The organism is Paenibacillus mesophilus (genome assembly GCF_005938385.1).
Taxonomy (GTDB): Bacteria; Bacillota; Bacilli; order Paenibacillales; family NBRC-103111; genus Paenibacillus_AB; species Paenibacillus_AB mesophilus.
The window spans coordinates 222,850-248,538 of sequence record NZ_VCRA01000003.1; the positions used below are offsets into that span (position 1 = coordinate 222,850).

At 54.5% G+C, this 25,689-nt stretch carries 28 protein-coding genes; 1 reads left to right on the top strand and 27 read right to left on the bottom strand.

What is annotated here, in order from left to right; all coding sequences use genetic code 11:
- The first annotated feature begins 102 nt into the window (after window positions 1–102).
- Complete coding sequence (locus FE783_RS06280; protein ID WP_138878497.1) at window positions 103–3,042, top strand: TIM-barrel domain-containing protein; 2,940 nt, start codon at window positions 103–105, stop codon at window positions 3,040–3,042.
- A gap of 19 nt (window positions 3,043–3,061) precedes the next feature.
- On the opposite strand, the gene FE783_RS06285 is transcribed toward FE783_RS06280, so the two are convergent.
- The 27 genes from FE783_RS06285 to FE783_RS06415 form a co-directional block, all read right to left on the bottom strand.
- Window positions 3,062–3,445 (bottom strand): VOC family protein, encoded by a 384-nt coding sequence (locus tag FE783_RS06285; protein ID WP_138878498.1) that lies wholly within the window; start codon window positions 3,443–3,445, stop codon window positions 3,062–3,064.
- Window positions 3,446–3,613: 168 nt separating this feature from the next.
- Window positions 3,614–4,408: a sporulation transcription factor Spo0A gene (gene spo0A, locus FE783_RS06290; RefSeq protein ID WP_138878758.1), complete on the bottom strand. Its 795-nt coding sequence runs from the start codon at window positions 4,406–4,408 to the stop codon at window positions 3,614–3,616.
- A 189-nt stretch (window positions 4,409–4,597) separates the two neighbouring features.
- Entirely contained in the window at window positions 4,598–5,926 is a 1,329-nt protein-coding gene (gene spoIVB, locus FE783_RS06295; protein ID WP_420799714.1) for a SpoIVB peptidase, read from the bottom strand.
- A 123-nt stretch (window positions 5,927–6,049) separates the two neighbouring features.
- A complete protein-coding gene (recN, locus tag FE783_RS06300; protein ID WP_138878499.1) occupies window positions 6,050–7,768 on the bottom strand; it encodes a DNA repair protein RecN in 1,719 nt (572 codons plus the stop codon).
- 29 nt (window positions 7,769–7,797) lie between these two features.
- Entirely contained in the window at window positions 7,798–8,247 is a 450-nt protein-coding gene (gene ahrC / locus FE783_RS06305) for a transcriptional regulator AhrC/ArgR (RefSeq protein ID WP_138878500.1), read from the bottom strand.
- Window positions 8,248–8,260: 13 nt separating this feature from the next.
- The gene (locus tag FE783_RS06310) at window positions 8,261–8,716 is read right to left on the bottom strand and encodes a hypothetical protein (protein WP_138878501.1); all 456 of its coding nucleotides are present in this window, start codon (window positions 8,714–8,716) and stop codon (window positions 8,261–8,263) included.
- A gap of 113 nt (window positions 8,717–8,829) precedes the next feature.
- A complete protein-coding gene (locus tag FE783_RS06315; protein WP_138878502.1) occupies window positions 8,830–9,654 on the bottom strand; it encodes a TlyA family RNA methyltransferase in 825 nt (274 codons plus the stop codon).
- Window positions 9,655–9,668: 14 nt separating this feature from the next.
- The gene (gene dxs / locus FE783_RS06320; protein ID WP_138878503.1) at window positions 9,669–11,573 is read right to left on the bottom strand and encodes a 1-deoxy-D-xylulose-5-phosphate synthase; all 1,905 of its coding nucleotides are present in this window, start codon (window positions 11,571–11,573) and stop codon (window positions 9,669–9,671) included.
- Window positions 11,574–11,746: 173 nt separating this feature from the next.
- Window positions 11,747–12,649, bottom strand: coding sequence for a polyprenyl synthetase family protein (locus FE783_RS06325; RefSeq protein WP_138878504.1), 903 nt, complete (start codon window positions 12,647–12,649; stop codon window positions 11,747–11,749).
- A gap of 15 nt (window positions 12,650–12,664) precedes the next feature.
- Window positions 12,665–12,910 carry an exodeoxyribonuclease VII small subunit gene (gene xseB, locus FE783_RS06330; RefSeq protein ID WP_138878505.1) on the bottom strand — a complete coding sequence of 82 codons (246 nt, stop codon included), beginning with the start codon at window positions 12,908–12,910 and terminating at the stop codon, window positions 12,665–12,667.
- Window positions 12,903–14,261 (bottom strand): exodeoxyribonuclease VII large subunit, encoded by a 1,359-nt coding sequence (xseA, locus tag FE783_RS06335; RefSeq protein WP_138878760.1) that lies wholly within the window; start codon window positions 14,259–14,261, stop codon window positions 12,903–12,905. Before xseA ends, xseB begins: the two co-directional genes overlap by 8 nt.
- A gap of 27 nt (window positions 14,262–14,288) precedes the next feature.
- Window positions 14,289–15,140 (bottom strand): bifunctional methylenetetrahydrofolate dehydrogenase/methenyltetrahydrofolate cyclohydrolase FolD, encoded by an 852-nt coding sequence (folD, locus tag FE783_RS06340; RefSeq protein ID WP_138878506.1) that lies wholly within the window; start codon window positions 15,138–15,140, stop codon window positions 14,289–14,291.
- A gap of 32 nt (window positions 15,141–15,172) precedes the next feature.
- Window positions 15,173–15,634 (bottom strand): transcription antitermination factor NusB, encoded by a 462-nt coding sequence (gene nusB / locus FE783_RS06345; protein WP_138878507.1) that lies wholly within the window; start codon window positions 15,632–15,634, stop codon window positions 15,173–15,175.
- 112 nt (window positions 15,635–15,746) lie between these two features.
- Entirely contained in the window at window positions 15,747–15,983 is a 237-nt protein-coding gene (locus tag FE783_RS06350) for a DUF2273 domain-containing protein (RefSeq protein ID WP_138878508.1), read from the bottom strand.
- A 14-nt stretch (window positions 15,984–15,997) separates the two neighbouring features.
- On the bottom strand, window positions 15,998–16,555 hold the full coding sequence (amaP, locus tag FE783_RS06355; protein WP_138878509.1) for an alkaline shock response membrane anchor protein AmaP: 558 nt from the start codon (window positions 16,553–16,555) through the stop codon (window positions 15,998–16,000).
- Window positions 16,556–16,640: 85 nt separating this feature from the next.
- On the bottom strand, window positions 16,641–17,057 hold the full coding sequence (locus tag FE783_RS06360) for an Asp23/Gls24 family envelope stress response protein (RefSeq protein WP_138878510.1): 417 nt from the start codon (window positions 17,055–17,057) through the stop codon (window positions 16,641–16,643).
- A 94-nt stretch (window positions 17,058–17,151) separates the two neighbouring features.
- The gene (accC, locus tag FE783_RS06365; protein ID WP_138878511.1) at window positions 17,152–18,510 is read right to left on the bottom strand and encodes an acetyl-CoA carboxylase biotin carboxylase subunit; all 1,359 of its coding nucleotides are present in this window, start codon (window positions 18,508–18,510) and stop codon (window positions 17,152–17,154) included.
- A gap of 18 nt (window positions 18,511–18,528) precedes the next feature.
- Window positions 18,529–19,032 (bottom strand): acetyl-CoA carboxylase biotin carboxyl carrier protein, encoded by a 504-nt coding sequence (gene accB, locus FE783_RS06370; RefSeq protein ID WP_138878512.1) that lies wholly within the window; start codon window positions 19,030–19,032, stop codon window positions 18,529–18,531.
- Window positions 19,033–19,218: 186 nt separating this feature from the next.
- Entirely contained in the window at window positions 19,219–19,989 is a 771-nt protein-coding gene (locus FE783_RS06375) for a SpoIIIAH-like family protein (RefSeq protein WP_158301646.1), read from the bottom strand.
- Window positions 19,990–20,056: 67 nt separating this feature from the next.
- On the bottom strand, window positions 20,057–20,689 hold the full coding sequence (spoIIIAG, locus tag FE783_RS06380) for a stage III sporulation protein AG (protein ID WP_138878761.1): 633 nt from the start codon (window positions 20,687–20,689) through the stop codon (window positions 20,057–20,059).
- A gap of 5 nt (window positions 20,690–20,694) precedes the next feature.
- Window positions 20,695–21,408, bottom strand: a complete 714-nt coding sequence (gene spoIIIAF, locus FE783_RS06385; protein WP_138878514.1) for a stage III sporulation protein AF — start codon at window positions 21,406–21,408, stop codon at window positions 20,695–20,697.
- Window positions 21,409–21,456: 48 nt separating this feature from the next.
- The gene (gene spoIIIAE / locus FE783_RS06390) at window positions 21,457–22,644 is read right to left on the bottom strand and encodes a stage III sporulation protein AE (RefSeq protein WP_138878515.1); all 1,188 of its coding nucleotides are present in this window, start codon (window positions 22,642–22,644) and stop codon (window positions 21,457–21,459) included.
- 22 nt (window positions 22,645–22,666) lie between these two features.
- On the bottom strand, window positions 22,667–23,056 hold the full coding sequence (spoIIIAD, locus tag FE783_RS06395; protein ID WP_138878516.1) for a stage III sporulation protein AD: 390 nt from the start codon (window positions 23,054–23,056) through the stop codon (window positions 22,667–22,669).
- A 15-nt stretch (window positions 23,057–23,071) separates the two neighbouring features.
- Entirely contained in the window at window positions 23,072–23,275 is a 204-nt protein-coding gene (gene spoIIIAC / locus FE783_RS06400) for a stage III sporulation protein AC (protein WP_110840056.1), read from the bottom strand.
- A 113-nt stretch (window positions 23,276–23,388) separates the two neighbouring features.
- The gene (gene spoIIIAB / locus FE783_RS06405) at window positions 23,389–23,907 is read right to left on the bottom strand and encodes a stage III sporulation protein SpoIIIAB (protein ID WP_138878517.1); all 519 of its coding nucleotides are present in this window, start codon (window positions 23,905–23,907) and stop codon (window positions 23,389–23,391) included.
- Window positions 23,901–24,905, bottom strand: coding sequence for a stage III sporulation protein AA (gene spoIIIAA / locus FE783_RS06410; RefSeq protein WP_138878518.1), 1,005 nt, complete (start codon window positions 24,903–24,905; stop codon window positions 23,901–23,903). The genes spoIIIAB and spoIIIAA overlap by 7 nt, the downstream gene beginning before the upstream one ends.
- 65 nt (window positions 24,906–24,970) lie before the next feature.
- Complete coding sequence (locus FE783_RS06415; RefSeq protein WP_138878519.1) at window positions 24,971–25,237, bottom strand: YqhV family protein; 267 nt, start codon at window positions 25,235–25,237, stop codon at window positions 24,971–24,973.
- Between the last annotated feature and the right edge of the window lie 452 nt (window positions 25,238–25,689).

A 25,689-nucleotide genomic window follows, 5' to 3' on the forward strand; every position in this document is an offset into this window, starting at 1 on the left:
TATCGACAACCAATTATTAATCGTTTCATGATGATTCATAACCTATTAACTATATCCACCTTAGTACTGGCGTGATATGATGATGTAAACGGGGGTGGATCGATGAACCGGCAAATGAGCGGATTTCAGTTCGAATTGGAGCAAGGCGGCTGGATGTGCGTCAGCCCGGTCGCCCCTCACACGTTCCGGATCAGGCTTAACGAAACCGGATTGTTTCCGGAACCGGCACTGATCCGTTACGGGGTAGTGCGACATCCCGACAAGCGGTGTCCCTATACGACGGAACATGACGGGATAACGATTGCGGTCCGAACCGATACCGCGGAGCTTCTTATCGATCGGCAGAGCGGGCATTTCCGGTGGAATGCCCACAATGGAAGAGAGTGCGTTCGCACCGAGATGCCGCCGCGTTCCATGGGCGCAGACGGCTTCAGCATCGGCTTCGCCATGCTTTCCGGGGAAGCGATATACGGTTTGGGCGACGTTGCGCCCGATGGGATCGAACGGACAGGTCAGAAGGTGGATATGTGGGTATCCGGAACCAACTTTCATTCGCCGATTCCGTTCGTCATGAGCAGCCGCGGGTGGGCGGTTCTGATGAATACTTCGTGGAAACATTCCATCGACATCGGCAGCGGCGATAGCGGGCGGATTTGCATCGACGGACCGGAAGGCGAGCTGGATTTTTATCTGTTTCACGGAAACGGTTATGCCGAGCTGATGAACCGGTATACCGATATAGCCGGCAAACCGCGCCTGCTGCCGATCTGGGCCTACGGCCTGCACTATTTTTGCAGTGTAGAGGCCGGCGGGCGGCAAATCGTGGAGGACGCGCTGAAGTTTCGTCAAGAAGGCATTCCGTGCGATCTGATCGGTTTGTCCGACGGTTGGATGGCCGCGGATCACGACGATTCCGGAAACAGAACATGGGACTTCCGGCGCTTCGTCATATCGTCCAACCGTCATGAATCGTCCGCCTTCATCGATACGCTGCATCGCCACGGCTTCAAGCTCAGCCTTATGATTGCATGCGACTATGATCTGTCCGCCTATGAGGAACGGCTCGCAGGCAGTGAATTGCCCGCTGTCGGCGATGAAACGGAACGAGCGTGGTTCGACCAATTGCGTACGTTCGTGGACGAAGGTGTCGACGCTTTCAAAATCCCGAGTGCCGCTCAAACCGTTCCGCATCCGGACCGGAGCTGGGCGAACGGCATGTCGGATAACGAGCTTCATAATTTGTACCCCATATTGCTCGGCAAGCAAATGCAGGAAGGCTACCGCAAACAGACCGGAAAAAGGCCGATGATTCATACGGTTGTCGGTTATACGGGCATGCAGCAATTTACCGCTACCGAATGCGGAAAGTACGGCTTACGGTCGACGGCTGTCATTTCCGCGCTGAATTCGGGCTTATCCGGCCACGCGCATACGGCGATTCATATGCATGTAGACGAGCCGGAAGGGATCCATGCCGGGTTTCTCATGCCTTGGTCGCAAAATAACTCCGGGAGACATTTCCGTCACCCCTGTTTTCTCGAAGAAAAACAGCGCGGCTTATTCCGCATGTACGCCCGTCTGCGCTACCGGCTGCTGCCTTATTTGTATTCCGCCGCACATACGGCGGCGCTTACGGGTATGCCGATCGCCCGGGCTATGCCGCTCTCGTTTCCCGATGACGAACAGTGCAGGGCTTTGTGCGATCAATATATGCTTGGCGATTATTTGCTCGTGGCCGTCTTTACCGATCGTGTCTACCTGCCGGCGGGCTGCTGGATCGATTATTGGACGGGCGAACGTCATGAAGGACCTGCTACAATCGCCTACCGGATTCCGGAGCATGCGGGAGGGCCACTGTTCGTCAAAGCCGGAGCGATCATTCCAATGAGACCGGATATGGACTACATCGATCCGACCGGCGCGGAACGAATTACGCTCCACGTTTACCCGAATGAATCCAGCGAAACTGTAATGTATGAAGATGACGGCGTATCGTTCCGATACGAAGAAGGATTCACCGCCCAAACACGCATGCATTGCGATGAGGCCGAAGATCGGATCATGGTACGCATATGGCGGCGGAGAGGAACATACGAAGGAATGCCGGAGCATCGCAGCTACGAAGTGATCGTGCATCTCGGAAACAAACCGGCGGCCATCCGTCTCAATGGGCAGCGGTGCCCGGAACAAACGCCTTCCTCCGTTAGAAGAAATCCTCAAGCCGGTTGGAAATACGATCGCCTGGCAAATACGGTCCGGGTGTATGCCGAAGAACCGGCGTCGGAGCTCGAGCCGGTGTTGATCGAACTTTCCCTGCGCTCCATGGAGCAGGAACAACAGGATGCTCATAGTATAGAGAACCCTGGACTGCCGTCACGAGCAAAGTCAGCGGCGGAACAATCGCGGGACGACTTTACGCAATGGCTCCACATCGCACTCGACACTTGTGTCCTTGCCGAAGTCGAAGCTGCTTTGAACGTTTGGTGGAGCCGTAAATTGGAAGCAGCCTCCTCGTCCGTCGACAATTGGCGTGTCCACCTGCTGGACGGCTGCCTGCTTCTCGTCCGCCACGCTGAACGGCGCGGGTGGAGCTTGGGCGACGGATTCGGCGCGGATCTGGCCAACCCGCTTTCCTATGCGGATACGCAAACTGCGGAACAAGGACTGGCGCTCTTGAGAAAATTGGCCGGGGAAGTCATAGCAGCGGCGAAAAGGACGGTCGAGTCCGTCCGGCACCCGATCATTCGCGAGACCGTCGCCCACGTGCAGCGGGAGCTGCACAAGAAGCTGTCGCTGCAGGAGCTCGCAGACCGGTCCGGCATTCATCCCGTCTATTTGAGCCGCTTGTTCAAGAAGGAGATCGGCCTCCCTTTCTCCGATTATGTGCTTCAGCAGCGAATGGAACGGTCCAAAGCGCTGCTCGAATCCGGCATGAAAGTATATGAGGCCGCCTCCTTGAGTGGGTTTCAGGATGCGAGCCATTTCTCGCGCGTATACAGCCAATATTGGGGACGGGCTCCGGTTAGTTTCCGGAGGAAATGAAAGTGTCTTTTATAGCAATCTATGAATCGTATGCGACATCAAATTCGATTATATTTTTGTCCAAATCAAGAATGTAGATCTGGGCAAACCCCGCAACGCTATGCGGTCTCGCTTCATAAGATACACCTGCTTTTTCAAGCCATTCAATCGTGGTTTTATAGCTTTTAACCCAGATTGCAAAATGTCCGTCTACGGAATCTATCTCACCGTTACGTAAAGTTTCGCCATTCGGATGTTCCAATAAATGAAGTTGATGATTCCCGACCGCATACCAGATTCCTTTGGACTTAAATGGCGGCCGTTCGATTTCTTGAAAGCGGAGTACTTCCGAGTAGAATCTTCTTGCTCGTTCCAAGTCTCTGACCGCTATGCTTACATGATGGAGGCGTTCAAACTCGATCATTTTTCATCTCTCCTTATTAGATTAATCATTAAATTTAAATAACTGCAAACATAAAAGCCCAATAAATCAATAAGATTTATCGGGCGAGATGAGAACCGTTAGTCGGCTACGAAGCAAGATTGTCAGCTTGGATTACTGATGAGAACGTAATCCTTACTCCTTACCCTTTCACGACACTTTATGCTCAATCCGCAGCTTGTCCGCCACCATCGCGATAAACTCGCTATTTGTCGGCTTCGATTTGCTAATATTAATCGTATAGCCGAACAAGTGGCTGATGCTGTCGATGTTGCCGCGCGTCCAGGCGACTTCGATCGCGTGGCGGATAGCGCGCTCGACACGGCTCGGGGTCGTTTTGTATTTATCGGCAATGGCCGGATAGAGCGTTTTCGTAATGGCTCCGAGTATTTCGATGTTGTTGTACACCATCGTGATCGCTTCGCGCAAATACTGGTATCCTTTAATGTGCGCGGGAACCCCGATCTCATGAATGATGCTCGTAATGTTCGCGTCGAGATTGCGGCCCTTCGTGATCGGAACGACGTTCGGCTTCGACGAGACGTGAGACGTCATCGGGCTCGTATTCGTCACGAGCTGCCGGATCCGGTTCGTCAAAATTTCCATATCGAAAGGTTTTAATATGTAATAGGAGGCGCCCAATTGAACCGCTTTCTGGGTGATGTTCTCTTGACCGAATGCAGTAAGCATAATGATCTTGGGCTGCGGATTCAAATTCATCTCACGGAGCTTCTCCAGAACGCCGAGTCCGTCGAGATGCGGCATGATGATATCGAGAATGAGTACGTCCGGCGCTTTATTGTTGTGCTCGATATATGACAGCACTTCGTTACCGTTGTATGCGACGCCGGCCACCACCATATCGTCTTGCTCGGAGATAAATTCGGAAAGCAGGTTAGTAAATTCCCGGTTGTCATCGGCCAATAACACTTCGATCTTTTGCAACATCATATCCTCCTTCAATTGTTGTAAAATGTGATGGTTTAGTTCCACTATTAAAATATTTTCGACAAGGCCGATCATTTTCCTTCTGTCGAAAAAGTTTTTTCTTTTATTTTTTTAGAAAATCATCTATAATAAAATTTTCCCTTATTTTCTCGTAAGAATCGACAAAAAATGAAAATCTTAAGGCCCTTATCCGGCCTTAAGATTTTTTTGCGCATTCGGGTTAATGACGACGCCCGCGTCCTGAAGCATCCACTCGATAAAGCAGCCGTACCCGGATGTCGGATCGTTTACGAAGACGTGTGTTACCGCGCCGATCATTTTACCGTTCTGGATAATCGGGCTTCCGCTCATCCCTTGAACGATGCCTCCCGTCTTTTCAAGCAGGCGGGGATCGGTAATTTTGATGACCATTCCTTTCGTTGCCGGGAACTCCTGCTTGGACACATGGGTAACCTCGATATCGAATTTCTCCACTTTTTGCCCCGAAACGACGGTGTATATTTGCGCCGGACCTTCTTTGACTTCCTCGGCGAAGGCGACTGGAATAGCTTCCTTGCTTAGGCTATGTTCGGGTGAAGCGAACATTTTGCCGAAAATGCCGAATGCCGTGTTTTTCTCGATATTGCCGAGCACTTTGCTTTCGTTGAAAAAGTTGGCCCGCTTTTCTCCCGGTTCGCCGTTCTGGCTTTTCGCGATCGAGGTTACGTTGGAGTGGACGATTTGACCTTCCCCGACAGATATCGGCGTTTGAGTATCCATGTCCGTAATGACGTGACCTAATGCTCCATATACGCCTTGATCGGGCGCATAAAACGTCAGCGTTCCTACGCCGGCGGCGGAATCGCGGATGTAAAGGCCGAGTCGGTACGCTTTATCGAACGTGTCGTAGGCCGGCTTGATTTCCGCACGGATGTCTTGATCGTTGCGGCGTATTTTGAGCGCGAGCGATTTGGATTGCTCTCCCGCTTTCTTGACGATATCCGCCACCTTCGACACGTCGTTAATATACGTTCCGTCGATTTCCTTGATCAAATCCCCTACTTGCAGCTTGGCTTCTTCGCCGGGAGACACTTTCTTGTTGTCGGCTATGGTTACGAGGTGGTGACCCACGATCATGATGCCGTCCGACTTGATTTTGACGCCGATCGTTTGTCCGCCGGGAATCACTTTCAGATCGGGCATTACGTTCACTTTGACCGTCTTTAACGGAATTTTGCCGAACAGCCGAAGCTGCAGCTCCGTTTCGCCGCTTTGCGCCGATTCCAATGAGATCGGCTTGTTCAGATCGACTTGAAACGAATGCCGGGAATTGCCATTCACCTTGACGACGTTCGGATCGACCGTCACTTGCGCATGCACGGGCATCGACAAATGAAGCTCCTTGCCTTGACCCGTAAATAATCTTAACTCGTTAGGAAATGATGCGAAGCTTTGAAAAGGAGTGGAAATACAACCTAAACAAACGAAGAAGACGAGAATAAGACCCATCAATCTTTTTCTTTTGCCGGTGGTCAACTCGGGTCACGCTCCTTTACGCTTAGCTGCCTGACTGGGCGGTTTCGCCGTTCGCGTACCTATAAGGTAACCGTGCCCCAACTGTTTTATAACTGAAAATGATGCCACCGTTTGCGGTTATATTCATGCATTGGTGTTCATTTTCTTTTCATCCGCCAGTGCGATCATCTCCCGGGCGTGATTCATCGTCGTTTCCGTCACTTCTACTCCGCCAAGCATCCGGGCCAGCTCCCGTACCCGGTCGACATCGCGCACATCCTCAACCGAGGTGAACGTCCGATCCCCTTGAACCGTCTTCTGGATCAAATAATGCGAGTCGGCCATACAAGCGACCTGCGGCAAATGCGTGATCGAGAACACTTGGCAATAACGCGACAGCTCGGACATTTTCTCGGCGATCGCCTGTGCCGCACGACCGCTTACGCCCGTGTCGACTTCGTCGAAAACGAGCACCGGTATCCGATCCACGCGGGCAAAAATCGATTTCATCGCCAGCATAATACGCGACATTTCACCACCCGAGGCGATTTTCGCCAAAGGCCGCAGCGGTTCGCCCGGATTGGGCGAAATGAGAAATTCGGCTTCGTCCAATCCGTTTCGCGACAAATAGACCGAATCCCCGGCATCCAAGTCGTCGTACCTGCGAAAACTGACGTCGAAACGGGTCCGTTCCATATGTAGAGCCTTCAGCTCGGCCTCAATGCCGCCGGCCAATTGTTTGGCCGCATCTTGCCGCAGCTTCGACAGCTTCGATCCGACGGTAAGCAATATTTCCTTCTCGCGTTCGGTATCCCGCTCGATCCGCTTGATCGTTTCATCTTTATTCTCGATTAGCAGAAGCTCCTGCTGAATCCGCTCGGCGTAAGCGATCATTTCCCCTACATCATCGCCGTATTTGCGCCGAAGCGTTGCGATTAGACTAAGCCGGTCTTCGATTTCCTCGAGCCTTGCCGGATTGAACTCGATTCCGTCACGGTAATCGCGCAGCTGGAATGCCGCATCCTCCAATTGGTAATAAGCCGACTGCATCTGCTCGAGCAGAGGATTCAGCACCGCCGAATCGACACCCGCCACATCGCCGACTTTCTGAACCGCCTTCGCAATCGCCGTTAACCCTTTGGAGCCGTATAAAACGTCGTATGAGTCCGCCACGTTCTGAAACAGCTTCTCCGCATTAGATAGTTTGCGCTTTTCTTCCAATAACGATTCATCTTCCCCGATTTTTAACTTAGCCGCCCCGATTTCCTCGATTTGGAACCGGTACAAGTCCGCCATCTGCAGCGCTTGCTTGCTCGATTCCTCCAGATGACGCAGTTCTTTTCTAAGCGCAGAATACCGGTCATACGACTGCTCGTACTGCGAACGCACGGGAACAATCCGCTCCGAATCGAACAAATCGAGCCAATGCAGATGGGCTTCGGTTTTCATCAGCGACTGGTGCTCATGCTGACCGTGGATGTTGACGAGCCATTCGCCCACTTCGCGGAGCATCGTCATATTGACAAGCTGGCCGTTGATCCGGCTCGTGCTTTTCCCTTGTGCGGTCACTTCCCGGCGAATGATCAGATGCTCATCGGCAGCCGTATCGATGCCGATCTTGGCCAGCACCTCGTATACCGGATGCCCTTGCTGGATATCGAACTGCGCTTCGATCTCCGCCTTCTCGCAGCCGTAACGAACCAGCTCCGCCGATCCGCGCCCTCCGGCGATCAGACTGAGCGCGTCGATGATAATCGATTTCCCCGCACCCGTTTCCCCGGTCAATACCGAAAAACCGTTCCGGAACGAAACGGTTATATGCTCAATAACAGCCAAGTTGCGAATCGTTAACTCCGTAATCATGATTTACCCCTCCCGCCGGTATGCGTGCTTTATCCGAGCATCTCCAGAAATCGCTTGACGACATCGGCACTTTGCTTCTTCGTACGGCAAATGATCAAGATCGTATCATCGCCGCATATCGTCCCCATAATTTCACTCCATTCCAGACTGTCGATCAACGATCCGAGCGTATTCGCCGTACCGGGCATGCATTTCATGACAACCAGATTATCCGTGTAATCGATATGCACGAAATGATCGGCTAACGCCCTCTTGAGTCTTGGCAGCGGATTCAACTTCTGCTCCGCCGGCATCGAATATTTGTACCGGCCGTCTTCGAGCGGCACTTTTATCAGATGCATTTCTTTAATGTCGCGGGAAATCGTGGCTTGTGTTACATGAAACCCGGCTCCCCGCATTTCTTCCACGAGTACGTCCTGCGTTTCGATTTCTTTTGTCGTAATAATTTCCCTGATCTTAAAGTGACGCTGGGCTTTCATGCAGAACCTCCCTTTATTCCCGTTCGATATCGAATGTAATTTTGCGTATGGTGCGGATCGTCAAATCGACATAAAGCACTCCGGCCGCTTCCGGATACAGCAAGCTGTAGACGAGCAACCGTTCGCGGATTGCGCTTGCGCTCATTTCAAGCGGCTGCCGCTCCTTGGCCAGCTTCACGATAAATAGCTCGTTGTCCTTGAGCACAAAGGCGTCGACGAACAAACGGCTCTCCATCTCCTGCTCGTCCAATGTGACCGTAACGGGGAGCTTCGTCTTGCCGGCGACGATTTCGTACCCTTGCGCATTCAACAAAAGGACCGCCTCTTCGGACGGTACGAATATTTCATCCTGCCGCGGAATCGCAAACGATGGTCTCGGTTTATGGTACCACAGCCGCCCCCGTGCGTAAAACCATACCAATGCGACTACGATCAGCAGCAGTACGACAAACGTGTCACCGGAACGCATCGCCATCCCTCCATGTTGAAACATTCTAGAGGCAGACGGAAAATCCTTTCGCCAACAAGCAAAAAACTCATCGGTTTCGATGAGTTTCGGATGCATGCGGTTCTTATGATTAGCTAAAACGCGCCGGATGCGGCAGCCACCGTATCTTGGATAAGTTGATGGCGTGCAGGCTCCGACAAAGCACCGGGGTCGCTCGGGTTCATCGCGAGCAAAACAAGAAATTCGATGTTACCTTCCCCGCCCGTAATCGGGGAATACGTTAGTCCTTTGATGCCGAAGCCGGTCTCCAAGGCGAAGTTCAATATGGTACGGAGTACGTCCAGATGAACCTCCGGGTCCCGGACGACACCGGATTTGCCGACCTTTTCCCTGCCCGCTTCGAACTGCGGCTTGATCAGCGCCACGACTTGCCCTTCGGCGTCAAGCAGCGAGCGGAGAGGCGGCAAGATTAGCTTTAGCGATATAAACGAGACGTCGATCGAGGCGAAAGTCGGTACCGGGCCTTGCAGGTCGCCGGGCTGCGTGTACCGAAAATTCGTCCGCTCCATCACGCATACGCGCGGGTCGTTGCGCAGGCTCCAATCCAGCTGATTGTAGCCGACGTCTACCGCATAGACGAAAGATGCCCCGTTCTGAAGCGCACAGTCGGTAAATCCGCCGGTCGAAGCTCCGATGTCGATCATGACGGCTCCGTTCAAATCGATTCCAAAGGTGCGGATCGCTTTCTCCAGCTTCAAGCCGCCACGGCTCACGTACGGATGAACGGCACCTTTGACACTTATTCGTGATTCGCGGGAAACCTTCGTCCCCGCTTTGTCGATCCGCTCTTCGTCAACAAATACGAGTCCGGCCATAATGGCGGCCTTCGCCTTCTCCCTGCTGTCATAATACGCTTGCTCGACCAATAGGAGGTCAAGCCTCTCTTTATTCGAAGACATGTTGGTTGACGCTCCTACCTCGACTTTAAGCCGGCCGCTTGCCGCTTGCGGGGCAGCATCGCTTTCAATTCCGTCACGATCCGCTCCGGCGTCAAGCCTACTTCCTGGCGCTGTTCCTTCGGACTGCCGTGCTCGACGAAATAGTCCGGAATGCCGATTGGCTTAATCTTCATCCCGTAAATGCCGCGCTCGGCGTAAAATTCCAGCACCGCACTTCCGAAGCCGCCCAATGCGGCGCCTTCTTCGAGGGTCACAATATGGTACCCGTCTTCGTAAAGGCTGACCAGCATGTTCTCGTCCAGCGGCTTCAGGAAGCGGGCGTTGACTATGCGAGGATTGATTCCTTCGCTCTTGAGAAGCTCGGCGGCGCTTGCCGCAAGCTCCAGCATCGGAGCGCCGGTCGCGAGTATCGCGAACTTCTCGCCTTCTCGCACCGTTTCCCACGTACCGATCGGGATCGGCTGCAATTGATCGTCCATCTTCACGCCGACACCGTTCAATCTCGGGTAACGGACCGCAATCGGACCGTTGTTGTAGTCGATCGCCGTCTTCATCATATGCCGCAATTCATTCTCGTCCTTCGGCATCATCAGCACCATGTTCGGGATGCTGCGCATGAAGGCGATGTCGTAAACGCCTTGGTGCGTCTCCCCGTCGGCGCCGACGAAGCCTGCCCGGTCGATCGCGAAGACGACATTCGTATTTTGCCGGCAAATATCGTGAATGATCTGGTCATAAGCGCGCTGCATGAACGTCGAATAGACGGCGAATACGGGCTTCATTCCTTCGAGAGACAGCGCTGCGCACAAAGTAGCCGCATGCTGCTCGGCGATGCCTACGTCAATCATCCGCCCGGGGAATTTGTCGGCGAATTTCTCGAGCCCCGATCCTTTCGGCATCGCGGGTGTAATCGCCATAATCCGATCGTCCTGTTCCGCAAGCTCGATCAGCGTGTTGCCGAATACGTCGGTATACATCGGCGGGCCGACGACCTTGACGAACTGCCCCGATTCGATCTTGTAGGGACCGCCGCCGTGCCAAGCATGGGAATCCGCTTCCGCGGGCGAATATCCTTTCCCCTTCACCGTAATGACGTGAATAAGGACCGGACCGTTCACCTTCTCGGCTTGCTTGAACGTCTCGAACAGCTGGGTCAAGTTATGTCCGTCGACCGGACCGAAATATTTGAAGCCGAGCTCCTCGAACCATACGCCGGAGACGACCAAATATTTGAGGCTGTCCTTCAGCCGCTCCGCCGTTTTGGCGAGCGTACCGCCTATCGCCGGTATTTTTTTGAGCAAATGCTCGAATTCCTCTTTCACTTTGGTGTAATGCTTGTCGGTGCGGATTTTGTTCAAATAGTTGTGCAAGGCGCCGACATTCGGCGCGATCGACATTTCGTTGTCGTTCAGGATGACGGTCATATTTTTGCGCTCGTGACCGATATGGTTCATCGCTTCAAGCGCCATGCCTCCCGTCAAAGCTCCGTCTCCGATCACCGCCACGATCTTGTTTTTCTCGCCTTTCAAATCCCGGGCGATCGCCATCCCCATCGCGGCGGACAACGATGTGCTGCTATGTCCGGCTTCCCAAACGTCGTGCTCGCTCTCGGACATTTTCACGAAGCCGCACAATCCTTTGTATTTGCGAAGCGTGTCGAACCGGTCTTTGCGGCCTGTCAAAATTTTGTGAACGTAAGATTGGTGACCGACGTCGAAGATGAACTTGTCCTTCGGGCTGTCGAATAGGTAATGTAACGCCAGCGTCAGCTCGACCACCCCGAGATTGGGGGCGAGATGACCGCCGGTTTTCGATAGTTTTTCAATGAGAAAGCCCCGTATTTCTTCGGCCAGCGTCTCCAACTGGGAAACGCTCAGCTTTTTCAGGTCGGCCGGGCTATTAATTTGATTTAGAAGCACATTAGTGCCCTCGCTTTCCGTTCGACTTAGGCGCGCCATGCGTATGGAATTGTGATTTCATATCCAATAGTATACCATATCCGCGAATTAACGCTCAATGGAGTTGTCGAAACCCGGCGGACGAGAACGCAAAGCGGGCGGAAACGCCGATGCGCACCGCCATTTTACGCCTATTAATGGTCACGCTTCATCAAATAGTCGGCTAGCTGGAGCAGCCTTTCCGGCTTGGGCAGCTCGGCCCGTACGATAGCGTCCTTGCCAATAGCGGTCAACTCCTCCACCTTCCGACGCGAGGCGTCCAATCCGATGAAGTACGGATAGGTGACCTTCTGCATTTTCTCGTCGCTGCGTACGGCTTTGCCCAGCTTGCCGGCGTCGCCCACGACATCCAGAATATCGTCCTGGATTTGGAAGGCAAGCCCGATATTCGTACCGAACGTCTCGAGCGCCTGCAGCTGATACTCCGTTGCGCCCCCGATCCGGCCTCCGGCTTTCAGCGAGAATACGATCAGATCGCTCGTTTTGTGCAGATGAATATATTCCAGCTCTTCAAGCCGGGTCATTCCTTGCTCGCCCTGCATGTCGGCCACTTGACCGCCGACCATTCCCCGAGGACCCGCATAGACGGACAAATCCTCGATCACGGCGAGCACCCTGTCGGAAGGAATCCCGTATTGGCGGGCTGTCCGGGCCGCGGCAAAAAAAGCGTGCGTCAGAAGGGCGTCTCCAGCCAAGATGGCGGTCGCTTCGCCGTACACTTTATGGTTCGTAAGACGTCCCCGGCGGTAATCGTCATTGTCGAGCGCCGGCAAGTCGTCATGGATCAGCGAATAAGTATGTACCATCTCGACCGCGCACGCGATCGGAAGCGCGGCTTCGACCGAGCCGTTGCAAGCTTCCGCGGCGGCGATTACCATGATGGGCCTCATTCGCTTCCCTCCGGCCATGAGCGAGTAGGCCATCGATTCGCGCAGCACGGACGGTACCTGCCAGTCGGCGGGCAAGCTGCCGGTAAGCTCCCGCTCGATTCGTTCCGCATAACCCTTTATATAGTCCGTAAAGGACGGATCAGACATGAATGCATTCTCCCTTTATTCCGAAGCCGGTTGGAACGGCTTTTTCACGAAATTTCCGTTTTCCTCCAGCAGCGTTTCGATTTTCCGCTCGACCTGCTCGAGCTTTTGGCCGCACAGATGCGACAGCGCCATTCCTTCCTGGAACAGCTCGATCGCTTTCTCGAGCGGGACATCGCCGTGCTCGAGCTTGGATACGATCTGCTCCAGCTTGTCCATCGCTTCCTCGAAGCCGACCTCGTTTTCTTTCCCCGCGTTACTCATTGCCGCTCTCCTCCATTCCCCATACATGACAATCGAGCTTCCCGTCCGCGAGCCGGATCCGGATCATATCGCCTGGCTGAACTTGACTGATCGACTTGATGATCCGCTTCTGCTGCTCGTCGTATGCCAGACTATATCCCCGCTGCATGACCTTAAGCGGGCTGAGCGCGTCAAGCTGGCGCAGCTGCACCGTCCAGCGGTGACGCGATTCTTTACTTATCGATTGCATCGACTGGATCAACTGGTGCCTGGCGACCTCGACACGTTTCTTAGCAAAGTCGAGCTGCTGCTTCGGATTATGGGCCGACAGCTTGCGCTCCAGCTTCATGGCCGTTTCCTTGGAAGCGGCGACGCGCTGCCGCAGACGGTACAAGAGCTGTTCCCGCAGACGGTCGAGCCGCTGCGCCGGCTCCTGCAGCTGTCTTTGAGGCTGAGTCAGTACCGGAGATCTGCGCAAGCGGCTAAGTCGCTCCTTCTTGACGGAAACTTGGGCCGACAATCCTTTGACCAGCCGCTGAGACAAGTGAACGAGATGCTGCTTCAGCTCCAAATGATGCGGGACGGCCAGCTCCGCCGCAGCCGTAGGCGTAGCCGCACGAAGGTCGGCCACGAAATCGGCGATCGTAAAGTCCGTCTCGTGCCCGACAGCCGAAATGACCGGGATGGCCGAACGGAACATGCTCCGGGCGACCATCTCCTCGTTGAACGCCCACAGCTCCTCCAGCGATCCTCCGCCGCGCCCGACGATCAGCACGTCCGCCTCGCCGTGCCTATTCATCGCCTCTATAGCCCGCGCGATACTAGGCGCCGCTTGAGCGCCTTGCACCAGTACGGGGAACAGCAGGATGGCGGCGGTCGGATAACGGCGCTGCAGCGTCGTTACGATATCCCGGACCGCTGCACCTGTAGGAGAAGTGACGACGCCTACCGTCCGCGGAAATTTCGGAATCGGCCTTTTCCTCTCGGGTGAGAACAGTCCTTCCTCGCCAAGCTTCTTCTTTAATTGCTCGAACGCGAGGTACAGATTGCCGATCCCGTCCTGCTGCATATGAGTGACGTACATTTGATACTGTCCGTCCCTCTCGAAGACGGATATATTGCCTCTCGCGATTACTTTGGAGCCGTCGCGCGGAATAAAGCTTAGCCGCTGGTTGTTGGAGGCGAACATGATGCATTTGACCCGGCTGTCCGCATCTTTAAGCGTAAAATACATATGCCCGCTCGAATGATGCGTGAAATTGGATAGTTCCCCTCTTACCCATACATCCTGAAGCACCGGATCCCCTTCGAGCTTCATTTTGATATATCGCGTCAAATCTTTGACGGACAGCACCTTTTCCGGATTATGCATCGCCATTGTCGTCACATCCCGCTTCGCTTACTTGCGCAGCGCGCTGGCGGCCTGCACCGTATTTTGCAGCAGCATCGTAATCGTCATCGGTCCTACGACGCCCGGTACCGGAGTGATCGGCCCGGCAATATCGACGACATCGTCGAAATCGACGTCGCCTGCAAGCTTGCCGTCCTCCAGACGGTTGATGCCGACATCGATTACGACCGCTCCCGGCTTGACGAACTCTCTGGTCACGAACTTCGGCTTGCCGATCGCGACTACGAGAATATCCGCTTCGCGGCACAGCTCCTTCATATTTTCCGTACGCGAATGACAGATCGTCACGGTCGCGTTTTCACGCAGTAGCAGCATCGACACCGGTTTGCCCACAATGTTGCTGCGTCCGATGACAACCGCTTTTTTGCCGGATATAACCTTGCCCGTCCGTTTGATGATCTCGATTACACCGGCCGGCGTGCAAGGAAGCAGGCTCGGCTTGCCGATGGACAGATTGCCCACATTAATCGGATGGAAGCCGTCCACGTCCTTCTCGACGGCGATCGCATCGATGACCGCGTCCTCGGAAATATGGTTCGGCAGCGGAAGCTGCACGAGAATGCCGTGAATGTCGGTCGAACGGTTGAGCTTGTCCACCAGCTCGAGCAGCTCCGATTGCGATGTTTCCGCAGGCAGACGATGCACCTCGGAATAAATGCCGACCTGTTCGCACGCCTTCGCTTTATTGCGCACGTATACGGCGGATGCCGGATCTTCTCCTACCAGTATGACCGCGAGGCCGGGGCGAAAGCCTTCAGCCGCCAGTACGTCGACCTGTTCCTTGATTTGGCCGCGAATGTCGCTCACCAATTGTTTCCCGTTAATAATATGCTCGGACACGATCGTTCCCCCTCCTGGTTCCTGTTCTAAACTCAAGTCGTTTCATAGCCGATCTTGATCGCATCCAGTTCCTTGATCAGCTTGCCGAGCACGCCGTTGACGAACTTGCCCGACTCGTCGGATCCGAACCGTTTCGCCAGCTCGATCGCTTCGTTAACGACGACTTTCGGCGGAACTTCGGTGCCGAACAGCATTTCATAAGCCGCGAGCCGCAAAATTTGCCGGTCCACTTTGGACAGTCTGTCCACTTTCCAGCCGGTCAAATAAACACTAAGCGTCTCATCGATCCGCTCTTTATGCTTGGTAGTCCCTTTCACCAGGTCCGCCAAATAAGGCGTACCCGCGACCTCCCCGTCGCCGACGGCCAACTCGGCTTCATTGTCGCTGCGGGCTTCCTCAAGAACGGTCTCGATCGCCACCTCCGGCGATACGTCGTTCATCTCGATATGGTACAAACTTTGCAACGCGATTTCCCTGGCCAATCTACGCTTCATCGCGCGAATCATCCTCCTGCCTTCAGTCCGAACGTCTCTTCGTTCAATATACCACAATTACCCTCATACAAAACAGAAGAAGGCCGTTTCCTGGTGGAACCGCCTTCCGCCGTTATCGAAACCATTTCCAACGATCCGCAAGCCGGCTCAGCTTGCCGAGCCACTCGTCCGCGTCGAACCGCATCCCGTCCGTGTCGAACTTGCCGCCTATATACGTGCAAACCGATATGATAAATGCGACGATCAGCATGTCCCAAAATCCGAAGATCAAATATATGATACCCAAAAATAAGCCAGAAGCGACGCCGATCAGGCGGCCCTTATGCCGTTCCCACAGCTCGTTCCACATCACGGAAGCCACCTCTATTCGACTCTGCTTTTAAACGTCTGGGATTGCATGACGTTCGCTACGAATACGGAAACGCCCGCAACGGGAATGCCGGTAATTTCTTCGATATGGCCTTTCACCGACCGCTGCATTTCTTCCGACAAATCCGGTATCGAGCTTTCCCCGTCCACGACGGCCCGGATTACGATATCGAGTCCGGCATCGGTTACCGACACTTTCGCCTTCATATCTTTTACGCCTCTGACCCGCCCGGCCGACTTCAACGCCAAATTCTCGACCGTTTCGAGCGAGATGCGGATATCCCCGAAGTCGGTCCGTTGATCGATCGAAGGCACTTGTCCGCGCCCGCGGCGAACGGAAACGTAGAAGAAACGCAATGAAACCAGCAGCACGAACAGGCCGATCGCGATCGCCGGATAGGCAGTGGAGACTTCATAATATAAGTTGCGTACAAAGTTGCCGGACGTTTCGATCGGTACCCATCCAAACGATGCAGTCAAAAAAAAGACTACGCTGATTCCGATAATCAGCGTATACAAAAAAAGCAGCAACCGGTCCAATACTTTGATCACGCTGGTCCGTCCCCTTCCGCGTATGCAAGGAAGACGAGGTTGTCCGCCCGGACAACCCCGGTTCCCTTGGGCGAGAGCGAGCCCGTTACTTGACTCGCTGCACCGCCGTATCTTCTTCTTGTGGTACTTGCTTATCCGCTGTCTTGAACTGAACGTCATGGATATGTACGTTGACCTCGACGACCGACAAGCCGGTCATCGATTCGATGGCTTGCTTGACGTTGCGCTGAATGGCGCCGGCCACTTCCGGGATGCGGTTGCCGAATTCTACGATAATCGATACATCGACAGCGGCTTCGCGCTGCCCGACTTCCACCTTGACGCCTTTGGACAAGTTTTTCCGGCCGAGCAGCTCGGCGATTCCCCCGCCGAAGCCTCCGCTCATACCCGCAACGCCATGAACTTCCACAGTCGCGAGCCCGGCGATCACCTCGATCACTTCCGGAGCGATTTGAATCGTTCCTATATCCGTCTTCTCGTATTCCGTAGCCAAAGTACTCATGTTCTATAACACCTCCCAGACGTCTTGTCTATACTATTACTATACCATTTTGCCATTTTTATGACAAACGATACGGGACGCCGCACACCGTCCGTCAAGAATCCGGATCGTTCACGTCGTGTTCCTCGAGGAACTTGATATCGAACGTTCCCGCCTGAAACTTCTTATGGTCCATAAGCTTCAGGTGGAACCCGATCGTCGTATGGATGCCCTCTACGGCGAACTCGCCGAGCGCCCTGCGCATTCTGTCGATGGCCTCGTCGCGTGTAGGCGCCCAGACGATCAGTTTGGCAATCATGGAATCGTAATGAGGGGAAATCGTATAGCCTTGGTAAGCTCCGCTGTCTACACGCACTCCCGGACCGCCCGGCGGCAAATAAAATTGAATTTGTCCAGGCGAAGGCATGAAGTTGCGCTCCGGATCTTCCGCATTAATCCGGCATTCGATCGACCAGCCGTTGATGCGGACGTCTTCCTGTTTGAACGAAAGAGGCTCGCCTTGCGCGACAAGAATCATTTCTTTAATAATATCGACGTTCGTGATCATCTCGGTTACGGGATGCTCGACTTGAATGCGCGTATTCATCTCCATGAAATAAAACTGTCCGTCCGCTCCGAGCAGGAATTCCAGCGTTCCCGCGCCGGAATAATCGACAGCCTGGGCCGCCCGAACGGCTGCTTGTCCCATCGCCTCCCGGATTTCCGGAGTAAGAACCGGACAAGGCGCTTCTTCCACGAGCTTTTGTCGGCGCCGCTGCACCGAACAATCCCGCTCGCCCAAATGAACGACATTGCCGTGCTTGTCGGCCAATATTTGAATTTCGACGTGCTTCATGCCCGTCAAATATTTTTCCAAGTAAACGCCTGCATTGCCGAACGCTTTCTGGGCTTCCTGCTGGGCGGTCGTAATTTGCTGGACGAGCGACTCCTCGTCGTCGGCGATCCGGATTCCTTTGCCCCCGCCGCCGGCCGTCGCCTTGATGATGACCGGATAGCCGATCTCCCGCGCGATCCGCACGGCTTCGTCCAAATCTTCGATCAAGCCGTCCGAGCCGGGAATAACCGGCACGTTCGCTTCCTTCATCGTCTGCTTCGCTACCGACTTGTCCCCCATCTTGCTGATCGCCTGCGGGGACGGTCCGATAAACGTAATGTTGCATTGCTCGCATATTTCCGCGAAATCGGCGTTCTCCGCCAAAAAGCCGTAGCCCGGATGAACGGCGTCCGATTCGGTCAGCGTCGCCACGCTCATCAGGTTCGTAAAGTTCAAATAGCTGTCCTTCGACAGCGTCGGACCGATGCAGTACGCTTCGTCGGCCAATCGGACGTGAAGCGACTCCCGGTCCGCCTCCGAGTAGACGGCCACCGTGTAGATGCCCAGCTCCCGGCAGGCGCGAATGATGCGGACCGCGATTTCGCCGCGGTTCGCCACCAATATTTTATGAAACGTCATGTCCGCCTAATCCTCCAATTATTCCGGCTTCACCAGGAACAAGGTTTGTCCATACTCGACGAGCTGGCCGTTCTCGACCAGAATGTCGACGATCTCGCCCTTCACTTCCGCTTCGATCGGGTTCATCAGCTTCATCGCCTCGACGATGCAGACGGTCGTTTTCTCGCTGACGCGGTCGCCGATGCTGACGTAAGGCGCAGCGCCCGGAGCCGATGCCGCATAGAAGGTGCCGACCATAGGGGAAGTGATTTTGTGCAATCCGGCAGTCGGATCGGCAGCCGCCGGCGCGCTCGGAGCCGCATCCTGGACGGCTGCGGTATGGACTTGAACCGGCGCGGAGACGGCCGGCGCCGTTATGTACGTATTGGGTTGTACCGCCGGAGCGTGCGTCACGACGACTGATTCGGTTTTATTCGGTTTACGGATCAAAAGGCGCGAGCCTTCGTTCTCGATTTCCAGCTCTTGTACGGTGGTCGTATCGACCAGTTTGATCAATTCTTTGATTTCGCTAAGTTTAAACATCGATTTCACTCCTTCAACGATTGTGAAGCGCTTGCTTAAAGACGGGCAATGTTTGTATTATAGCACAACCGCCATTCGCACATAAACAAGTTTATACCGAGCCGTCCGCATAACGCAAAGACCCCTGGTTCCCCAGAGGCCTTCGCGCCGGTCGAACAGCTTTCCTCCGAAGCGCTGCACGTCTCTTTACTGCATATATTGAACGGTCACTTTATCCGGCGTTACGCCCAGTTCCTTCATGACGAGATCGACGATGCTGACGCCTTGACTTTTCTCCAGCTTGGCCGTTTGCACGACTACTTTCCATTTGCCGCTCTCCTGGAGGACGATCGCATTTTTGAACTGCTTGGCGAGCACGTCTTCCAGGTTCATCACCTTCTCGTCTTGATCCTGAAGCTTTTGCAGCTCGGCGAGCGCCTTTTCCACTTCATCCGTCGACTTTTTGGAATCCAGGCTGATCGCCATCCATTTTTCCGTTTGTTTCGCCAGCTCTTCGTTGCGCTTCATTTGGGTAGCCGCGAAGTAGTCGCTTCCCGAGGTCGCCTTCGCCGATACTTGCTTCAGCACTTCCTCGTCGGTCTTTCCTTTCGTCGTCGCACTCGTTGCCGCGGCCTTATCCGTCGTCGCCGCTTTGTCGGTAGTCGTCGCTTTATCCGTTGTTACCGCTTTATCCGTCGTTGCCGATTTGTCCGTAGTCGCCGCTTTGTCTGTTGTAGCTGCTTTGTCAGTTGTGGCCGCTTTGTCCGTAGTGGCTGCTTTATCCGTGACCGGGTCCGTTTTCGTCGTCGTCGATGCGGCACCCGTCGTGATCGTGTCGACTTTGATCTCGTTGCCCGTCGCCTGCTGCTTCGTCAGATCAAGATCGTTCACGTCTTCGGTGAACAAGTAATAGGCGGAGAGCACCACCATCAAGCTAAGCATCGATACGAGCCAAACCGTTTGTCTTTTCGTGTTCATCGTCCGTTTCCTCCTCATACTTATCGTTTTGGTTGTTCGCTGCCCTTGCAACCTAGATCAAAGTTCCCTATTGCTTCCGGGGCAACACGGAGATCCGATGCGCGGGAACGTCAAGTCCCCGGCCGACCGCTTCCGCTATCATTTGCTTGACCGTCAAATTTTCGGCTCCTTTGGCGACAACGACAACCCCCCTTATGCGCGGTTTTATTTTTTTTAACACGATCGGAGTTTGACCGCCGGAAGCTTCATATAATACGACTTCTCCGCTTCGTGATATTTCGGTGATGTGCCGGGTCGATCCGTTCTGGTCTTTCTCGTTCGTAATTTGCTGGGTTTCCTTCGTGTTGGAATGAACGATTGTCTCTTCCGTCGATTCGATCGTGACCAGCACTTCCACGTCCCCGATCCCGACGACTTTTTGCAAAATTTCTCTGATGGCTCCAGCGTAAGCATCCTCGTAGTCGCGAAACCCCGACTTGTCGCCTCCGACTTTGGCGAATGCTTGCTGGGCGGGCGGCGAGGGCGCTCCCCCCGGATCTTCCTTCTGCTCGACCGTCTTGACATTCAGAAAAGAGTTGAGAATCATGATGGCGACTCCCAGCAGGCCGAGCAGCAGCAGCCAGCGGAACGTGCCGACTCGTTTGGGTCCGCCCGGCCCTCCTCCTACCCGCTGTTCCAGCCATTGCAGCCATTTTGCCAATGAGTTCACCTCTCTTTCCCCAGCTCCGTCTCATACAGCACAGTAATTTGGTCCCGGTTCAACTGCCACTGCTTGTTCAGCAGCTCGAATATCCGCTGCTTCGTACTTACTTGCTCATTCGTCAGCTTGCTCTCATCGGGCTTGGCCTCTGCCGCTCCCACCCGAATGTCGATATGGACCGGCTCGACGGCTCCGATCGGCCTGCGGCCGGCTGCGCCGCCTTGCGGCTTGGCTGCGGCCGGAGCCGCTTCTATATGATCAAGGATCACCTGCATATGCTTCATGCTTGGCGTTCCGTTATTGTCATAGCTCATCTGCAGCTTTACTTGCTTGATCCGCACGTTCGCTTCGGTTCCGACGCTTTGCGCAAGCTCCGCGGCCAGCTGCCGCTCCATGATTCTTTGCGCCTCCGCGCGATCGTTTTGCCGGATCCGCTCCGCATCCTGCATAATCGCCTGAAGAGGCCTCATCGAGCCGAACGACGCTCCGATATCCGTGCGGCTGCTCACTTGCTCGACCGATGCGAGCATCTTCTGGGCGTCCCATTTTTGCTGAAACAGCGATAGGATCGGCGACAGCAGCGTTAGTAGAATAAACAGTCCGAGCACCGTTCTCACATACCGCTGAAAAGCATTGTTCGGCAAAAGCAGATCGACGAAGGCGGCCAGCAGGACGATCAGAACGATCTCTTTCAGCCATCCGCTCATCCAGTGGATCATCGGCGCGACTCCTTTCCGCGGGTAAGATCGGATGCGGCGATTCTGCGCTTATCGCATCATGACGGATACGTTCCCGACCGTAATAATGATCGTGACGGCGAGGAAAAACATGAAGCCTACCGCGGCGAGAGACGCGAATACATAGATAAGGCTTTTGCCGATCGTCTGCAGGCAGCTGATGATCGGATTCGATCCGAGCGGCTGCATGACCGCCGCGGATACGTTATAGATGAGCGCCAGCGCCATAATTTTCATGGCGGGGAAGGCGCACAGAAATACGATGATGGCGACGCCGGATATCCCGACCGCATTTTTGACGAGAAGCGAAGCTCCGATGACCGTTTCCGAAGCGTCCGAGAACAATCTCCCGACGACCGGAACGAAATTGCCGGTAATGTATTTCGCGGTGCGGATCGTCACCCCGTCGGTGACAGCCCCGGTTCCCCCTTGCACGGAGATGACGCCCAGGAACACGGTCACCATAATGCCGAGCAGTGCGACGCTTATTCTTCGGAGCAGATTGGCCAGCTGCGTTACTTTGTACTTGTCGCTGATCGAGCTCACGATATGAAGAACGGCCGAGAAGAACAGCAGCGGAAACACGACCGAATAGATCAAGGTGCCGACCGCATGGATCATGAATACGATAAGCGGGTGCAGTACGGCGACGGTAGTCACATTGCCCATCGCCCCGAGCATCGTCAGCATGAGCGGAATCATCGCGATCATGAACTGGATCATGTTGGTGATGGCCGTTTTCGCGTACCCGATAGCGACGCTGAAGCTGTTGACGGCGATGAGCAGAAGAACCATATACGAGATCGCGTAGGCGATTTTACTGACATTGTTTCGTTCGAATGCGCTTTGCAGCGATTCCAGAATCATGCTGAACACGGTCAAGATGACGATCGATGCAAGCAGTTTGCCGCCGACGAGAATTTCGTGGAAAAAATATTTTCCGATCGCGAGCCCGATCGACTTCAGGCCGAACCCTCCGCCGCCTACGATTAATTCCATGAAGCTCGGCGTCTTGTTGTCGGGAAAGTAGCCGCCGTATTCCTTCATCAACTGATTCCAGTAGCCTTCCACTTTATCCGTAGGAAGCCGCTCCGCCTGTTCCCGAACGATCGTCTCCGCCGGGGAGTCCGCATGGACGGCTGCGCCGGAAAGCATGATCCATATAAGGAGCATCGCGGCAGCCGTTCTGCGCAATCGGTGCAGGATCAAACGATTCATCTCCCGTCTTTCGTTTCGTCTATCAGGCGGGCAGCAGCTTGACCACCGTTTCGATAATGACGGTTATAATCGGAATGGCCATCACCATAATGAGCACTTTGCCGGCAAGCTCGATTTTCGAAGCGACCGATTCTAGCCCGGAGTCGCGTACGATTTGCGCTCCGAATTCGGCGATATAGGCGATTCCGATAATTTTGAGTATCGTCTTCAGAAACATGACGTTGATGTTCGTCTGGGCGGCCAGCTGTTCCAATACGTTGATTACGGCCGATATTTTGCCGAGCAGAAACAAGAAGATGTAAATGCCGGTTACCGCGATCAGCAGAAAAGCGAACAGAGGCTTATGTTCCTTCAGAACGAGCGTCAAAATCGCTACTATAAAACCGAGACCAACGATCTGAATCATTTCCATCCGGGTCCACCCGCCCTACTGGAACAAAAAGATCGTTTTGATTTCCTTGAACAGATCGTCGAGCAGGCTCACCACCATGAACAGGACGACGACGAAGCCGATGACCGTCACCCAATGCGCCATGTCCTCTTTGCCCATTTGCTTCAAGACGGTATGGATCATCGCGATGATGATGCCGATGCCGGCGATCTGAAAAATCGCGTTTACATCCACATTCATTTCCCGCACCCCTTCTAGTACAAAGTCAGAGTTGTGTACGACCGATCGGCTCGTGGTTGCATCCTAAGCGAGATTCCAACTCTGCAGGCTACCATGCAAGGTCCGACTTTGTACTAGTACATCAGAATGACGACAAAAGCGCCGGCAAGCACCCCGAGGCTCCTCCACATTTTCTCGTAGCGCCGCTGATCGTCCCAAGCGGATTGTTCCTCGGCCGCAAGCAGACTGACGGCCAGCCGCAAATGCTTCGCCTGATCGTCGCGGTCGCTGATGCCCAAGGTATAGCTCATCTGGCTTAACACTTCCCGTTCATTCGATGAAAGAGCGGTTTGTTTCCAGCACGCGTTCACGGCATCTCTCCAGCTTTCGCCGGCCGTTTTGCCGGTCGCCTCGAGCAGCGGCTCCGCTGCCATCCGGAACAAGGAGGACAGCTGCGGCTCCAGCTGGTCCGCGATGCGCAGAAGCGCTTCGGGCAGCGGCGTATAGCCGTATGACATTTCCGTTTCGAGCCTCTGCAGGGCATGAATCAGCTGACGTATTTGTCTCGGTCGGCGGGCGTAGGCCGACGCTTTGGTGAAGCCGAACATCGTGCATGCAGCCAAAATAAGGATCGCACCAAACAGCTTCAGCATGGCGTCCTCCCGCTCTCACCGAGCTCGGCGGCGGCCAGCTCGGCCACCTTGCGCCCGGAAGCGTCCCACACGTTGTAACGGGAACCGGTTCTCCGGTTTCTCGTAAGCTCTACGAGTCTCGCGAACATCCGCTCCTCGAGAATACGTCTCATTACGGGTCGGTCGCGGACGTCCCCTACGCTCCGGCCGTGCGCGGTGGCGATTACGCGCACGCCGGCGTGCAGCGCTTCCTGAAGAGCGGCCGCATCTTCCTGACGGCCGATTTCATCGACGATCAGCACGTCGGGCGACATCGAGCGGATCATCATCATCATTCCTTCGGCTTTCGGGCATCCGTCGAGAACGTCGGTACGCGGGCCTACGTCGAATGACGGAACGCCTTTGACGCAAGCGGCGATTTCCGATCGTTCGTCCACGATTCCTACCCGCTGCCCGGATTGGACGAAGGGAGTACCGGTTGTTTCGCCAGCGCTGATCAATCGGGCCAAATCCCGGATAAGCGTCGTTTTGCCTTGACGCGGCGGCGAGATGACCAGCGTCTGATGGATCGTTCCGGCCGACTCGTCCCATATCGCGGAAAGCAGCGGCTTGCCTAGTCCGGGAACGGCCCGGGCAATGCGGATATTGAAGCTGGCCACATCCCGGATGTGCTTCACCTCGCCGCGCTCGAGAACCGTTTTGCCGGCGAGCCCGACCCGATGACCTCCCGCGATCGTAATGTAGCCGCGCCGCAGTTCCTCTTCGAACGTGTACAACGAATGGTTCGTCAGCAGGTCAAGCAGCCTCAGCCCGTCCTCTTTGGAAGGTCGGTAGCCTTTGCCGGCATCGGTGGTCAGCGTTCCATCCGGCGTCACATACTTCGATTCTCCGTCGATCACAAGCTCAAGCGGTCTTGCTTCCCGAATACGAATCTCTTCGAGGCGAACGCCTGCCATGCCGGGCAGCCTTTCTATCATTCCGCGAATACGCGCCGGCAAAAAAGCTAGAATCGCATGCATTGGGGCACCTCCCCGGTTTGTCCGGGTTTACTCTCATCTATATGCCCGGACAGGCGGTTTATTCCCTATTTTTTTAAAATGCCAATGAAGATGCACGTTACGCCGAGCCCGACCCACAGCATCTTCGTGAATGAAAGCTTCTCGGCCAATCCTACCAATCCGATCGTCGTCGTAATTAGAAGAGTCAAAGGACCGACGATGGCGAGGCCCGAATTGACAAGCAGCGCCTTGTCCACCTGGTTGAGCCTGAGCATGAGGAGCGCCGCGATAATTTCGAGGCTGCCGGACATGAGCCGCAGGCTGGCCATGCCGAGCACGATTTTGTTGATCATTTGATTTTCTACCCTCCTCTTTCGGCGGTTCGGGTTTCAACTGTTTCCTGATTCGAAGAAAAAGCGGACACAACATGTGAAACCAGTCAAGATCCTTGAGGTTCAAAAGGGAAGCGAATTATACGGCGGAAAGTTTACGGCCCGCATTTGAAACCGGGTTACAACCTACCATTTATTCAAAGGAACCCGGTTTCAACGGTCGGGAGCTTTGCGGAGCAAAGCTGGCTTCGTAAGCTTGGGCGGAGCGTATAATCGTTCCCTGTCACGGACACTTCATCTTGACGTTATGATTCACATAATCCGGCCTTTTTCAAGAATAAGGAAACGCCTCGTCCGAAACGCCCTTTTCCCCATCTTATGCGAGCAAGTCCCATTTTAGGCATGCGGGCACCACCCTCCGGGCGAATGCATATATTGCTCCCAGATATCATACAAATCCTTAAACAGTGAGG

What these genes read in the sequence shown, in the direction of transcription:
- spoIIIAC (WP_110840056.1), bottom strand. Translation starts at nt 23,275, where the DNA reads ATGAATGTGGATGTAAACGCGATTTTTCAGATCGCCGGCATCGGCATC.
- spoIIIAA (WP_138878518.1), bottom strand. Translation starts at nt 24,905, where the DNA reads ATGCATGCGATTCTAGCTTTTTTGCCGGCGCGTATTCGCGGAATGATA.
- FE783_RS06285 (WP_138878498.1), bottom strand. Translation starts at nt 3,445, where the DNA reads ATGATCGAGTTTGAACGCCTCCATCATGTAAGCATAGCGGTCAGAGAC.
- FE783_RS06280 (WP_138878497.1), top strand. Translation starts at nt 103, where the DNA reads ATGAACCGGCAAATGAGCGGATTTCAGTTCGAATTGGAGCAAGGCGGC.
- FE783_RS06360 (WP_138878510.1), bottom strand. Translation starts at nt 17,057, where the DNA reads ATGAGTACTTTGGCTACGGAATACGAGAAGACGGATATAGGAACGATT.
- accB (WP_138878512.1), bottom strand. Translation starts at nt 19,032, where the DNA reads ATGTTTAAACTTAGCGAAATCAAAGAATTGATCAAACTGGTCGATACG.
- spoIIIAF (WP_138878514.1), bottom strand. Translation starts at nt 21,408, where the DNA reads ATGATCCACTGGATGAGCGGATGGCTGAAAGAGATCGTTCTGATCGTC.
- xseA (WP_138878760.1), bottom strand. Translation starts at nt 14,261, where the DNA reads ATGCATAATCCGGAAAAGGTGCTGTCCGTCAAAGATTTGACGCGATAT.
- xseB (WP_138878505.1), bottom strand. Translation starts at nt 12,910, where the DNA reads ATGAGTAACGCGGGGAAAGAAAACGAGGTCGGCTTCGAGGAAGCGATG.
- spoIIIAE (WP_138878515.1), bottom strand. Translation starts at nt 22,644, where the DNA reads ATGAATCGTTTGATCCTGCACCGATTGCGCAGAACGGCTGCCGCGATG.
- spoIIIAD (WP_138878516.1), bottom strand. Translation starts at nt 23,056, where the DNA reads ATGGAAATGATTCAGATCGTTGGTCTCGGTTTTATAGTAGCGATTTTG.
- FE783_RS06375 (WP_158301646.1), bottom strand. Translation starts at nt 19,989, where the DNA reads ATGAACACGAAAAGACAAACGGTTTGGCTCGTATCGATGCTTAGCTTG.
- FE783_RS06325 (WP_138878504.1), bottom strand. Translation starts at nt 12,649, where the DNA reads ATGTCTGATCCGTCCTTTACGGACTATATAAAGGGTTATGCGGAACGA.
- nusB (WP_138878507.1), bottom strand. Translation starts at nt 15,634, where the DNA reads ATGAAGCGTAGATTGGCCAGGGAAATCGCGTTGCAAAGTTTGTACCAT.
- ahrC (WP_138878500.1), bottom strand. Translation starts at nt 8,247, where the DNA reads ATGAAAGCCCAGCGTCACTTTAAGATCAGGGAAATTATTACGACAAAA.
- accC (WP_138878511.1), bottom strand. Translation starts at nt 18,510, where the DNA reads ATGACGTTTCATAAAATATTGGTGGCGAACCGCGGCGAAATCGCGGTC.
- FE783_RS06315 (WP_138878502.1), bottom strand. Translation starts at nt 9,654, where the DNA reads ATGTCTTCGAATAAAGAGAGGCTTGACCTCCTATTGGTCGAGCAAGCG.
- FE783_RS06350 (WP_138878508.1), bottom strand. Translation starts at nt 15,983, where the DNA reads ATGTGGAACGAGCTGTGGGAACGGCATAAGGGCCGCCTGATCGGCGTC.
- FE783_RS06310 (WP_138878501.1), bottom strand. Translation starts at nt 8,716, where the DNA reads ATGCGTTCCGGTGACACGTTTGTCGTACTGCTGCTGATCGTAGTCGCA.
- recN (WP_138878499.1), bottom strand. Translation starts at nt 7,768, where the DNA reads ATGATTACGGAGTTAACGATTCGCAACTTGGCTGTTATTGAGCATATA.
- FE783_RS06415 (WP_138878519.1), bottom strand. Translation starts at nt 25,237, where the DNA reads ATGATCAACAAAATCGTGCTCGGCATGGCCAGCCTGCGGCTCATGTCC.
- spoIIIAB (WP_138878517.1), bottom strand. Translation starts at nt 23,907, where the DNA reads ATGCTGAAGCTGTTTGGTGCGATCCTTATTTTGGCTGCATGCACGATG.